At 64.7% G+C, this 12,326-nt stretch carries 11 protein-coding genes; 6 read left to right on the forward strand and 5 right to left on the reverse strand.

Going from position 1 to position 12,326, the window contains the following annotated elements:
• Positions 1-92 precede the first annotated feature (92 nt).
• The 3 genes from clpA (at position 93) to FCT00_RS01200 (ending at position 4,140) form a co-directional block, all read left to right on the forward strand.
• Positions 93-2,417, forward strand: coding sequence for an ATP-dependent Clp protease ATP-binding subunit ClpA (gene clpA / locus FCT00_RS01190; protein WP_040885264.1), 2,325 nt, complete (start codon positions 93-95; stop codon positions 2,415-2,417).
• Between the two features lie 118 nt (positions 2,418-2,535).
• Entirely contained in the window at positions 2,536-3,129 is a 594-nt protein-coding gene (locus FCT00_RS01195; protein ID WP_138421525.1) for a 2-hydroxychromene-2-carboxylate isomerase, read from the forward strand.
• A 30-nt stretch (positions 3,130-3,159) separates the two neighbouring features.
• On the forward strand, positions 3,160-4,140 hold the full coding sequence (locus FCT00_RS01200) for a M23 family metallopeptidase (RefSeq protein ID WP_138421526.1): 981 nt from the start codon (positions 3,160-3,162) through the stop codon (positions 4,138-4,140).
• Positions 4,141-4,143: 3 nt separating this feature from the next.
• On the opposite strand, the gene FCT00_RS01205 is transcribed toward FCT00_RS01200, so the two are convergent.
• From FCT00_RS01205 to FCT00_RS01215, 3 genes are all read right to left on the reverse strand, one after another.
• Positions 4,144-5,997 carry a peptidoglycan -binding protein gene (locus tag FCT00_RS01205; RefSeq protein WP_008334800.1) on the reverse strand — a complete coding sequence of 618 codons (1,854 nt, stop codon included), beginning with the start codon at positions 5,995-5,997 and terminating at the stop codon, positions 4,144-4,146.
• Positions 5,998-7,164: a biopolymer transporter ExbB gene (locus tag FCT00_RS01210; protein ID WP_138421527.1), complete on the reverse strand. Its 1,167-nt coding sequence runs from the start codon at positions 7,162-7,164 to the stop codon at positions 5,998-6,000.
• Positions 7,165-7,245: 81 nt separating this feature from the next.
• Positions 7,246-7,779 carry a gamma-glutamylcyclotransferase gene (locus FCT00_RS01215; protein ID WP_138421528.1) on the reverse strand — a complete coding sequence of 178 codons (534 nt, stop codon included), beginning with the start codon at positions 7,777-7,779 and terminating at the stop codon, positions 7,246-7,248.
• Between the two features lie 59 nt (positions 7,780-7,838).
• Between FCT00_RS01215 and FCT00_RS01220 the strand changes: the two genes are divergently transcribed.
• Entirely contained in the window at positions 7,839-8,855 is a 1,017-nt protein-coding gene (locus FCT00_RS01220; protein WP_138421529.1) for a DUF2125 domain-containing protein, read from the forward strand.
• Positions 8,856-8,862: 7 nt separating this feature from the next.
• Here FCT00_RS01220 and FCT00_RS01225 read toward each other — a convergent pair whose 3' ends face one another.
• A complete protein-coding gene (locus FCT00_RS01225; protein WP_008334793.1) occupies positions 8,863-9,318 on the reverse strand; it encodes an Lrp/AsnC family transcriptional regulator in 456 nt (151 codons plus the stop codon).
• On the reverse strand, positions 9,315-9,773 hold the full coding sequence (locus tag FCT00_RS01230) for an Lrp/AsnC family transcriptional regulator (protein WP_235888913.1): 459 nt from the start codon (positions 9,771-9,773) through the stop codon (positions 9,315-9,317). The genes FCT00_RS01225 and FCT00_RS01230 overlap by 4 nt, the downstream gene beginning before the upstream one ends.
• Positions 9,774-9,960: 187 nt before the next feature.
• Here FCT00_RS01230 and FCT00_RS01235 point away from each other — a divergent pair, with 187 nt between their 5' ends.
• Together FCT00_RS01235 and ilvC are read left to right on the forward strand one after the other, a co-directional pair.
• A complete protein-coding gene (locus FCT00_RS01235) occupies positions 9,961-11,097 on the forward strand; it encodes a Hint domain-containing protein (RefSeq protein WP_138421531.1) in 1,137 nt (378 codons plus the stop codon).
• Between the two features lie 153 nt (positions 11,098-11,250).
• Positions 11,251-12,273: a ketol-acid reductoisomerase gene (ilvC, locus tag FCT00_RS01240; RefSeq protein WP_040885859.1), complete on the forward strand. Its 1,023-nt coding sequence runs from the start codon at positions 11,251-11,253 to the stop codon at positions 12,271-12,273.
• Positions 12,274-12,326: the final 53 nt, after the last annotated feature.

Consider the following 12,326-nt stretch of genomic DNA (forward strand, 5'->3'; position numbering starts at 1 on the left):
GCTGGGAAAACCGATCCTTAATACTATGAGGCCACGGTCGAATGGACGGGCCACACTCCGTCCAGCGACCCCGGAAACGAGGAGTGAACCACTTGCCATCCTTTTCCAACACGCTTGAACAGGCCATCCATGCCGCACTCGCTCATGCCAATGAACGACAGCATGAGCTGGCCACGCTGGAACACCTGCTCCTGGCACTCATCGACGAGCCCGACGCGGCCCGTGTGATGAAGGCCTGTAGCGTGGATCTGGAAGACCTTCGGGGGACGCTGCTGAAATACATCGACGAGGAATTGTCGGCCTTCGAGACGAACATCGAAGGGTCGGAAGCCGTTCCGACCGCCGCATTCCAGCGCGTGATCCAGCGGGCCGCGATCCACGTCCAGTCCTCGGGACGGACCGAAGTGACCGGGGCCAATGTGCTGGTCGCGATCTTCGCGGAACGCGAAAGCAACGCGGCCTATTTCCTGCAAGAGCAGGACATGACGCGCTACGACGCGGTGAACTACATCGCTCATGGTGTGGCCAAAGACCCGTCCTATGGCGAAACCCGCCCAGTTTCCGGCACCCCGGATTTCGAGGAAGCGACCAACGAGGCCCCGGAAGAAGAGGCCAAGGATTCCGCGCTCGGGAAGTACTGTGTCGATCTGAACGCCAAGGCGCGCAAGGGCGACATCGACCCGCTGATCGGTCGCGATCAAGAGGTCGAGCGTTGCATTCAGGTGCTCTGCCGCCGCCGCAAGAACAACCCGCTTCTGGTGGGCGATCCCGGCGTGGGCAAGACCGCCATCGCCGAAGGCCTCGCCAAGAAGATCGAAGCGGGCGAAACGCCGGAAGTGCTTTCGGAAACCACCATCTTCTCGCTCGACATGGGCGCGCTGCTTGCGGGCACGCGTTATCGCGGCGACTTCGAAGAGCGTCTGAAGGCGGTCGTGTCGGAGCTTGAAAACCACCCGGACGCGGTGCTGTTCATCGACGAAATCCACACCGTGATCGGTGCCGGGGCCACTTCGGGCGGGGCGATGGACGCCTCGAACCTGCTGAAGCCCGCGCTTCAGGGCGGCAAACTGCGCTGCATGGGCTCGACGACCTACAAGGAATTCCGCCAGCACTTCGAAAAGGACCGCGCGCTGTCGCGCCGGTTCCAGAAGATCGACGTGAACGAGCCGACGGTCGACGACACCGTGAAAATCCTCAAGGGCCTCAAGCCCTACTTCGAGGAGCATCACGCGATCAAATACACAAACGACGCGATCAAGACCGCCGTCGAGCTTTCGGACCGTTACATCAACGACCGCAAGCTGCCCGACAAGGCCATCGACGTGATCGACGAGGCGGGCGCGGCCCAGCACCTCGTCGCCGCCTCGAAACGGCGCAAGTCCATCGGCACGAAAGAGATCGAGGCGATCATCGCCAAGATCGCCCGCATCCCCCCGAAGTCCGTCTCGAAGGACGATCAGGAGGTTCTGCGCGATCTGGAAGGCTCGCTCAAGCGCGTGGTCTTCGGTCAGGACGATGCGATCACGGCGCTGTCGTCCGCGATCAAACTGTCCCGCGCCGGTCTGCGCGACCCCGAAAAGCCCATCGGCAACTACCTGTTCGCCGGGCCCACGGGCGTCGGCAAAACCGAGGTGGCGCGCCAGCTTGCCAGCCAGCTTGGCGTAGAACTCCTGCGCTTCGATATGTCGGAGTATATGGAGAAGCACGCTGTCAGCCGCCTGATCGGCGCACCTCCGGGCTATGTCGGCTTCGATCAGGGCGGGCTTCTGACCGATGGCGTGGATCAGCACCCGCATTGCGTGCTGCTGCTCGACGAAATGGAAAAGGCGCACCCGGACGTCTACAACATCCTGCTTCAGGTGATGGACCACGGGCAGCTGACCGACCACAACGGTCGCACGGTGAACTTCCGCAACGTGGTGCTCATCATGACGTCGAATGCGGGCGCCACCGAACAGGCGAAAGAGGCGATCGGTTTCGGTCGTGCGCGGCGCGAGGGCGAGGATACGGCGGCCATCGAACGCACGTTCACGCCGGAATTCCGCAACCGTCTGGACGCCGTCATCAGCTTCGCGCCCCTCAGCAAGGACGTCATCACGCAGGTGGTCGAAAAGTTCGTGCTGCAACTCGAAGCGCAACTGATGGATCGCAACGTGTCCATCGAACTGACCCCGGCGGCGGCGGAATGGCTGGCCGACAAGGGGTATGACGACAAGATGGGCGCCCGCCCGCTGGGCCGCGTCATTCAGGAGCACATCAAGAAGCCGCTCGCGGAGGAACTGCTCTTCGGCAAGCTCGCCAAGGGCGGACTGGTGCAGGTCGGCGTCAAGGACGGCGAGATCGACCTTCGCATCGAAGAGCCGGGGTCGCCGCGCATCACTTCGCGCAAGAAGCCTCCGCTTCTGACGGCGGACTGAGCCCCTGAACCACAACGGATCGGGCCGGCCTTTTGGTCGGCCCTTTTCTTTGGCCTCAAGCCAAATGACTCGCCGGCATGCCGATGGTACCCTCTCCCAAGATGAGAGGGAGGCTTGCATGGCACCGATCGACTTCTGGTATTCCATCGGATCGACCTACAGCTACCTGACGGTGATGCGTCTTGCCGATGTCGCGAAACGCACCGGGGCCACGTTCAACTGGCGCCCGTTCAACGTGCGCCATGTCATGACCTTGCAGAACAACATCCCGTTCAAGGACAAGCCGGTGAAGACCGCTTATATGTGGCGCGACATCGCGCGCCGCGCCGACCGCTTCGGCCTGTCACCCCGCCTGCCCGCGCCCTATCCCCTGCCCGGCCTCGTGCTCGCCAATCAGGTGGCGACGCTGGGCGTGGAGGAAGGATGGTGCGAAACCTATACGCGCGAGGCCTATCGCCTCTGGTTCGAAATGGACGAACCCGCAGGACAGGAACCGAACCTCACGCTCGCCATCACCCACGCCGGGGCCGACCCCGCGCGGGTTCTGAGCGAGGCGCGCGGGCCACGGATCGACGACAGGCTGCAACGAGAGACCGAGACCGCCATGCGGCTGGGCATTTTCGGCTCGCCCACCTTCGCCGTGGGGGATGAAATCTTCTGGGGTGACGACCGGCTCGACGACGCGATCGACTGGGCGCGGCGAACCGCTTGAACACACCGGCAGGTCGCGTAATCTCGCATCATGCACGCCCTGAAGTTGAGCATTTCCGCCGTCCTGATCGCCACGCCCGCCCTTGCCCGCGACCCGATCCTGAACCTGCCCATCGACTGCACCTTGGGCGAGGACTGTTTCATCCTGCAATACACCGATGCCGATCCCGGTCCGGGTGCGGCTGATTACACCTGCGGTCCCATGGCCTATGACGGGCATCGCGGCACCGATTTCGCGCTCTACACCTTCGACGCGATGGAGGCGGGCGTGGATGTCCTAGCCCCCGCCCCCGGCGTTGTGCGCGGCGTGCGCGACGGAATGCCCGACACCGGGTTCGACGACACGCCGCCGGAGATCCTCGAGGGCAAGGATTGCGGCAATGGTGTCTTGATCGACCACGGCGGCGGCTGGGAGACCCAGATGTGCCACATGAAGCAGGGGTCGGTCGCGGTGACGAACGGCCAGCGCGTCGGTATGGGAACCGTGCTGGGTCAGGTCGGTTACTCCGGCCGGACGCAATACCCGCACGTTCACGTCAGCATCCGTCAGGACGGGCGCGTCGTGGACCCGTTCAACACCGACGAGATCACGGCTTGCGGCGAGGATGACGGCGACGAGGACGATCTCTGGGCCGAGAGCCCGGCCTATACCGGCGGCGGCCTGATCTCGGTCGGGGTCGGAACCGAGGTGCCGGAGTACGAGGACGTGAAACGCGGGGGCGTGGGCGGCAAGCAGTTTTCGGCGGAGGCCCCCGCGCTGGTGGCCTGGGGCTTCGCCTACGGCGGGCAGCAGGCCGACGTCATGGAAATCGCGATCATGCGGCCTGACGGCAGCGAACTGGTCCGGTCCCGCGCCCTGATCGACAAGAAACAGGTGCTTTACTTCCGGGCCGCCGGGAAACGGCTGCCGGAGGCTGGCTGGCCGGACGGGGTATACGCGGTCGAGGTGACGCTGGAACGCGGCGGCGAGGTGCTCGACCGGATCGAGACCGAAGTCTGGGTCGGTCGCTAGCCCCTATTTCTCGGTCAGTTTCAACTCGATGCGCCGGTTCGCCGCCAGCGCCTCGTCACTGTCGCCCTCGGCAATGGGCTGCCATTCGCCAAAGCCCGCCGCGACAAGCCGGTCAGGCGGGAAGCCGAGCTGATCCTGCATGTAGCGCACGACCGACAAGGCGCGGGCCTGACTGAGTTCCCAGTTGTCGGCATATTCCGCGTTGCCCCGGAACGGCTGGCTGTCGGTATGGCCGTCGACGCGCAGGATCCAGTTGATCTCGGGCGGGATTTCCGACGCGACATCGCGCAGCGTGCCGGCGACCCGCGCGATCTGCTGACGCCCGGCGGCGGACAGGTCGGCCCCGCCCACCGGGAAGAGCACTTCCGAGGAGAATACGAACCGGTCGCCCTCGATCCGGATACCATCCCGGTCGCCCAGAACCTGACGCAGACGGCCGAAGAATTCCGAGCGATAGTTTTCCAGATCGGCGGCTTCGGCGCGCAGACGTTCGGCCTCGGCCCGTTCCAGTTCGGCCCGCGCGCGTTCCTCTTCGGCCAAAGCCGCCTGACTGGCAGCCAGCGCCCGCTGTTCGGCGGCAACCTGCGCGAGCGCAGAATTGAGCCGCGATCCCAACGCCTCGACCTGCACCTGCGCCTCTTCCTCGCGCGCCTCGGCCTCGTCCAGCACGTTTTCTAGGTTGCCCAACTGCTCACGCAAAGCAGCCATCTGTTCGTTAAGCAGCGCGACACGGCGTTGCGCCTCGGCGCTCGCGGCCTCTTCGGTTTCCAGCGCGGATTGCGCCGTGGCCAGCAGGGCAGCCTGACGGTCGGCTTCGCTGAGGGCCTGATCGCGCGCGGCCTCGAGATCGTCCTGCGAGGCGCGGGCGGCGGCCAGCAGGGTCAGCGTTTCCTCGGCCTTGCGGCGCTGTTCTTCCAGCGCAAGGGTCATCGCGGTGATCTCGTCATCCGCATTCGCCAGACGCTCTCGCAGGGCCTGAAGGGCGGCGGCATCGGCCAGACGGGCGGCTTCCTCGTCCGACAGCTCCTCGCGTGCCTGTTGCGCGGCAGCTTGCGCTGCGTCGAGGTCGGCCTGCTGGCTTTCGATGGTGGATTGCGCCTCGTCCAGCGCGGCGGTGCGCTCGTCAATGGTCGCCTGTGCCGTGGCAAGCGCCGCATCGGTTTCCGCCGCCGACGCCCTGAGATCGGCCAACAACGCTTCGACCGCTTCGCGACGCGCGGCGGCGAGGCGGGCCGCTTCGGCCTCGGCATCGACCTCGTCCCGCGCCTGTGCGAGGGCGATCTGCAAAGCCTCTTTCTCGGAGATCAGGCGCGACTGGGCGTCTTCCAGTTCGTCGATGCTGGCGCGCAGTTGAACCGCCTGCGACTGCGCCTCGTCCAGTTCGCCTTCGGTCTCGGCAAGATCGGCCTGCGCCGTATCGCGTTCGAGGATGATGGCATCGCGTTGCGACAACAGGCTCGCCACCTGTTCCTCGAAGCTGGCGATCTGGCTCTGGTATCCGGCGATGCGTTCCGCCTGTGCCTCGGTCTCTTCCGTCAATTCCGAGATCATCGCCTGCTGCGCCGCGCTCTGCGTGCGCATGTCGCCCAGCGTGGCGGTCAGGCTTCCCACCTCTTCGCCCAGTTGCGCGGTCCGCTGACGCTCCAGCCCCAGCGCGTCGGCCAGCCCCGCGACCTGCATCGACAATTCGTCCAGTTCCGTCGCCTGCCCGGAAATCTGCTCGCGCAGCACGTATTGCACGACCATGAAGATCGTCAGCACGAACATGAGCACCAGCAAAAGCGCTGTCATCGCATCGACGAACCCCGGCCAGATGGTGCCTGAGACGTTGCGGACAGAGCGTCGGGCGAGGGCCATTTACTGCCCCCCTAACGCGCGGATCGCCTTGGTGAGAGCGTTGATGTCGGAGCGCAGTTCGGCCATCGTCTCCTGCCGTCCGGCCGACATCTCTTCGAGGATGCGCAGAAGCTGCACGTCGATGGAGCGCAGGCGCATCCGGGCCTCGGCATCCTCGGTTTCGGCGGCTTGCGTGGGCGAAGCCATGCTCTGCGTTTCGATCGCGTCCACCATCCGGGCCTGACCATCGGCGATGCTTTCGAAATAGGGCACGAGATCGGGCTGTTCGCCCATGTTGCGGGCAAGCCGATCGACCCCGTCGACCAGTTGCCACAGCCGCGCATCCGTGGTGGCGCGCCCGTCCTCGGCGGTGGCGACGGCTTGGCGCAAGGCTTCGATCTGCTCGGCCATATAGGTGAGGTATGCGGCCATCCCCGCCTCGCCCTGCCCGTCGTCGCCGGGGCTGAACCCGACCTTGGTGATCGACGACATCCATTCCTCGAGCTCGCGGTAAAAGCGGTTCTGACCATGGCTCGCGAAGAGTTCCAGCAGGCCGACGACCAGCGAACCGGCAAGCCCCAGAAGCGAGGACGAGAACGCGGTGCCCATGCCGCCAAGCTGCGCCTCGAGCCCGGTCATGAGCCGGTCGAACACCTCGACCCCGGCTTCGCCATCGGCGGGGGCGAGCGAACGGATGGTTTCGACGACCGCGGGAACCGTGGTGGCGAGGCCGAAGAACGTCCCCAACAGGCCGAGGAAGATCAAGAGGTTGGTGATGTAGCGCGTGATGTCGCGTTCTTCGTCGATCCGGGTCGCGACACTGTCGAGGATCGAGCGCGCCGACGAGGCGCCGATCTGCATCCGGTCGCGCCGCGTGCGCAGCAGGGCCGCCAGCGGCGCGAGCAGCCGGGGCGCCCCCTTGCCGTCCTGCTCGCCCGACGCGAAGCGTTTGATCCAGCCGACCGAATTGGCGATCTGAACCACCTGCCAGAAACAGGCGACGAGACCGATCACGAACACCAGCCCGATGAAGGCGTTCAGGTAAAGGTTCGCCAGAAAGACCGGCAGCACCTGCGGCAGGGCGAAAAACACGCCGACGCCGACGAGGCCCAGAACGATGAGCATCGTCAGGATCTGACGCAACGGGCGGGTAAACTTCGGCTCGGCCCCGTGATCCGGCTGGTCCATGCGGACAAGCTCCTTCCGGATGTGTTGTTTTGCGGAAAGGTTAGTCTTTGCTGGGCGTCATGCCAAGGAACGAATGGGGGGTCAGGCCGTGATCCGGCGCACTTCGCGGGCGAGCCACGTCAGGTCCGGGTCTTCGATCCCCACTTCGGTCAGATGGCCTGCGGTGTTGTACAGGTATTCCGTGTTCGGCCCCCTGCCCCCGACCGCCTGCGCGATGATCCGGGCCTGTTCGTCGAGGTCGAGATGGCAATACTGAACGTGCTCCGGGTCGATGATGTAGGCGACCGCCTGAACCCGCCGCCCGTCGGCAAGGTCGAGCGGCAGGACACGCTCGAGATAGGCCGACGAGATCAACTCGCGCTCGCGCAGGTAGGCCATGGTGGGTTCGTGGTGGTCGGGATCGACACGGTAGGCGACGCCTCGGCAGCTTGCCCCCTCTTGCGCGTCGAGCGCCAGCACCAGCCCCGGGTTCTCATCCGTGCCGCGATGGTGGATCGAGCGCATACAGAACGACCGGTGGTAGCCCGACAGCGTCGCAAGCACCTGCTCCACATGCACAAACCCCTGATTCCACAACAGCGATCCGTAGCCGAAGACCCACAGGTCGTCCTCCATCCCGCTTCCCCTTGTCACATGCGCTGGCTAGAAGGGGGGACGGTATCAGAGAGGTCGTCATGCGCAAGGCACCCCAGATCATCATCAGCCTGATCGTGCTCGTCTTCGTGGGATGGGGCGGTTACTGGGTCATTGGCTCGCGCGCCACGGAACGCGTGTTGGCAAGCTGGTTCGAGGATCGCCGGACCGAGGGGTGGACGGCCGATTATGCCTCGCTCGACACCGCCGGGTTTCCCAGCCGCTTCGACACGACGATCACCGACCTGAACCTTGCCGATCCCGAGACGGGCATCGCGTGGTCGGCACCGATTTTCCAATCGCTGTCGCTGAGCTATGCCCCGACCCGCGTGATCGCGGTTTTCCCCGGCGAGCAGGTGTTCGCGACGCGCGACGACCGCATCAGCATCACCGCCGAGACGTTCCGCGCCTCGGCCAGCCTGACCCCCTCGGTCGAACTGCCGATCACCGAAAGCGTTCTGGAACTGGCTGCGGCGGATATCGTGTCAGCCCAGCGCGGGACGACGGAAATCGACGCGGCGCAGCTTTCGATGCGGGAAACGCCGGGGCGGCAGGGCCATGTCTACGATGTCGATGTCACCGCCTCGGGCATCCGCCTGGACCCGTCGCTGATCGCGTCGGCCCGCGATTCCGGCGCGGTGTCGGACACGATCGAATGGGCGCATCTGCGTGCGACCATCCGGTTCGACAACGCATGGGACCGCTTCGCCATCGAACGCGCCCGCCCCCAACCGCGCGAGATCGAACTGACGCGGGTCACCGTGGATTGGGGCGCGCTGACGCTGGACGCCACCGGGGTTCTGGTCGTCGGGGCCAATGGCGTGGCGGATGGCGAGGTGGACGTGAAGGCCGAGAACTGGCGCGACATGGTCACCATTGCCCAGTCGGCAGGGGCGATCCCGGACATGCTGGTGGGCGCGTTGACCCGCGCGGGCGAAATGCTGGCGCGAATGTCGGGCGACCCGGAAACGCTGGATGCCACCTTCAAGTTCGAGAACGGTCGCGCGTTTCTGGGGCCGATCCCCATCGGCGCGGCCCCGGTGATCCGACTCCCCTGATCGGGCGTCAGATCGGACCCGGACGGCGTTCTTCGGACAAAAGCACATTCGCCTCGACCTCGCCCACGCCCGGCAGTGTCATGATGCGGCGGCGCAGGATACGCTCGAAATCCGACAGGTCGCGGGCCACGATCCGCAAGCGGTAGTCGTATAGCCCAAGGACGTGATGGACGAGTTGTACTTCGGGGATCGCGGCCACCGCACGCTCGAAATCCTCAAGGCTCACGCGGCCTTTCGCGGCGAGTTTCACGCCGAGAAAGACCGTCACGCCGAAACCCAGCGCCTCGTGGTCGATCTCGACGCGGCGCCCGGCCAGTATGCCTGCGTCGGAGAGCCGCTTGACCCGCCGCCACGCCGCAGGTTGCGACAGCCCGAACCGCCGCCCCAACTCGCCCGCCGACAAGGTGGCGTCGGCGCTGAGCGCACGCAGAAAGGCGCGGTCGGTGTCGTCGATCTCGGTCATAGCGGCAATGCCCCGCGTTCGGCGATCGAGGCCACCTGCATCAGCGCCTCGATTTCCGCGATGTGTGGGAGCGACAGGATGCGGTCCCGGTAAATCTGCTGATAATGCCCCATGTCACGCGCGATGACGTGCAGGCGCACGTCGACCTTGCCGAGGAAGGTCTGGATCTCGGTCACCTCCGGCACCTCCCGCGCGGCCGCCAGAAATTCGTCGAAGGCGCGCGGATTTGTCTTGTCGATGGTGAAGCGGAGCGAGACCTGCACGTCATAGCCAAGCGCCGACCAGTCGATCACGGCGAACTGCCCACGGATGACACCCTCGCGCGTCATCTTGTCGATCCGCCGGGATGCGGTCGCGGGGGTGACGCCGGCAAGATCGGCCAACGCACCCGAACTCAGCTCGGGATCGGCCAGCAGGCGGCGCAGCAGGCGGCGGTCCGTATCGTCGATACGCATGAATTCCTCACTAAGCGCAGATTTCGCGCATGACCCCATCGCATTCCAAGCAAATCAGGTCAACTTGTATGGCGGTCCAAAGGCGGAAACTGAGGGCCGCTCCATGCTAGCCGCGCGCCCGAAAACCTGTTAACGTTCTGGTTAGTTGAGCAGAAGCGGCGCAGACCGCGAACATTGCAGGCAGAGCATGGCAGAGCAGACGATTTACGTCTATGCGACGGCGGACGTGTCCATCACGCACGCCGATGGAAGTCCGACCCGGAATTCAGACCTTCTGAATTCCGCGCAACACGGCAATTCTTTCAGTTGGGAAAACCCGAACGATCTGGCGTTCACGTTCTCGGGCAGCCCGGTCGCGGTGACGTTCGAGGATTCCGACGGTATCATCGAAGACAATCCCTATTCCGGCAACACCGTGACGGACCAGTTGCTGACCCAGCCCGTCACCATCGGGGGCACGACCTTTACCCCTTCGGCGACCGATGTGCGCTGGCAGGGCGCGACCTTTGTCGAGAACGAGTTTCAGGTCTCGCTTTTTGACGATCAGGGCAACGCCTACAACATGATCGGCGTGTCGATCACCGTTGGCTACACCACCACCGTGGTCGGCGTGGCGTTCGTGGGAAGCCCGCCGCCCGCCGGAACGACGCTTTCGTATGTGCGGGGCGAGTCGACGTTCGACGCATCGGGCGGGGTCGATCCGGTCGAAATTCTGGACATCGCCGTGCCGTGCTTTCTGGCAGGCACCCGGATCGACGTCGCCTCGGGCACGAAGCCGGTGGAACGGCTGCGCCCGGGTGATCTCGTCCATACGCTCGACCACGGGCTTCAACCCTTGCGTTGGGTCGGGCACAGCACCGTGCCGGGCGACGGGCCGCTTGCACCCGTCCGGCTGAAGGCCGGGGCGTTGGGCAATCGGCGCGCGCTTTGCGTGTCACCGAACCACCGCATCCTGGTCCGCGCCGCCATGGCGGAGTTCTACTACGGCCATACCGACGTGCTGGTGCCCGCAAAGTCGCTGGTCGACGACCGCTCCATCGTTCTGGCGCCGACCCGCACGGCGCATTACGTTCACCTGCTGTTTGCCCGGCATGAAATGGTGTTCTCGGAAGGGCTGGCCAGCGAGAGCCTGTTCACCGGAACCATGGCGCTGGAGGCCCTTGGCGACGAGGCGCGCGCGGAGCTTCGCGGGCTGGTCAGCGAGACGGAACTGGCCAGAATGCGCCTCAACCGCCCCGCCCTGTCGGTCTCGGAGGCACGGGCGCTGCTGCATCTGGCGCGCAACGGCCAATCGGCGAGTCGGACACAGAGCGCCGCGGCCTGAGGCGCGGACCCGACGCATTGATCTTTCACATCACCGCTGAAATACGAATGATTTATCGACACTTGGCTTCAAATATCGCGATTTCGCACGAACAAACACGCATCTGCTTCTAGTATGCCCGCCGAACGATAACTGAAGGAGCATGCCATGAGCCTGCGCGTTTACTACGATCGCGACTGCGACGTGAACATCATCAAAGACAAGAAGGTCGCGATCCTCGGCTACGGCTCGCAAGGTCACGCCCACGCGCTGAACCTGCGTGACAGCGGCGCCAAGAACGTGGTCGTCGCCCTGCGCGAAGGCTCGCCGTCCGCCAAGAAAGCCGAAGGCGAAGGGCTCAAGGTCATGGGCATCGCCGAAGCCGCCGCCTGGTGCGACGTCATCATGTTCACCATGCCCGACGAACTTCAGGCCGAGACCTACAAGAAATACGTCCACGACAACCTGAAAGAAGGCGCTGCCATCGCCTTTGCGCACGGTCTGAACGTGCACTTCGGCCTGATCGAGCCGAAGCCGGGCGTCGACGTCATCATGATGGCCCCCAAGGGTCCGGGCCACACCGTGCGCGGTGAATACGTCAAGGGCGGCGGCGTGCCCTGCCTTGTCGCGGTCCATCAGGACGCGACCGGCAAGGCGCTGGAAATCGGCCTGTCCTATTGCTCGGCCATCGGTGGCGGCCGCTCGGGCATCATCGAGACCAACTTCCGTGAAGAGTGCGAAACCGACCTCTTCGGTGAACAGGCCGTGCTTTGCGGCGGTCTCGTCGAGCTGATCCGCATGGGCTTCGAAACCCTGACCGAAGCCGGTTACGCGCCCGAGATGGCCTATTTCGAGTGTCTGCACGAAGTGAAGCTGATCGTGGACCTGATCTACGAAGGCGGCATCGCCAACATGAACTACTCGATCTCGAACACCGCCGAATACGGCGAATACGTCTCCGGCCCGCGCGTTCTGCCCTACGAGCAGACCAAGAAGGCGATGAAAGAGATCCTGACCGACATTCAGACCGGCAAGTTCGTGCGTGACTTCATGCAGGAAAACGCCGTCGGCCAGCCGTTCTTCAAAGGCACCCGCCGTCTGAACGACGAGCACCAGATCGAAGAAACCGGCGCCAAGTTGCGCGGCATGATGCCGTGGATTTCGGCCGGCAAGATGGTCGACAAAGAGAAGAACTGATCCGGCGGCAACGGCGAATTTCGCCGTATTGCCAATGCGATGGATTGATTGAC

This window comes from Maritimibacter alexandrii (assembly GCF_005871115.1).
Taxonomy (GTDB): Bacteria; Pseudomonadota; Alphaproteobacteria; order Rhodobacterales; family Rhodobacteraceae; genus Maritimibacter; species Maritimibacter alkaliphilus.

What these genes read in the sequence shown, in the direction of transcription:
- FCT00_RS01195 (WP_138421525.1), top strand. Translation starts at nt 2,536, where the DNA reads ATGGCACCGATCGACTTCTGGTATTCCATCGGATCGACCTACAGCTAC.
- FCT00_RS01200 (WP_138421526.1), top strand. Translation starts at nt 3,160, where the DNA reads ATGCACGCCCTGAAGTTGAGCATTTCCGCCGTCCTGATCGCCACGCCC.
- FCT00_RS01205 (WP_008334800.1), bottom strand. Translation starts at nt 5,997, where the DNA reads ATGGCCCTCGCCCGACGCTCTGTCCGCAACGTCTCAGGCACCATCTGG.
- FCT00_RS01210 (WP_138421527.1), bottom strand. Translation starts at nt 7,164, where the DNA reads ATGGACCAGCCGGATCACGGGGCCGAGCCGAAGTTTACCCGCCCGTTG.
- FCT00_RS01215 (WP_138421528.1), bottom strand. Translation starts at nt 7,779, where the DNA reads ATGGAGGACGACCTGTGGGTCTTCGGCTACGGATCGCTGTTGTGGAAT.
- FCT00_RS01220 (WP_138421529.1), top strand. Translation starts at nt 7,839, where the DNA reads ATGCGCAAGGCACCCCAGATCATCATCAGCCTGATCGTGCTCGTCTTC.
- FCT00_RS01225 (WP_008334793.1), bottom strand. Translation starts at nt 9,318, where the DNA reads ATGACCGAGATCGACGACACCGACCGCGCCTTTCTGCGTGCGCTCAGC.
- FCT00_RS01230 (WP_235888913.1), bottom strand. Translation starts at nt 9,773, where the DNA reads ATGCGTATCGACGATACGGACCGCCGCCTGCTGCGCCGCCTGCTGGCC.
- FCT00_RS01235 (WP_138421531.1), top strand. Translation starts at nt 9,961, where the DNA reads ATGGCAGAGCAGACGATTTACGTCTATGCGACGGCGGACGTGTCCATC.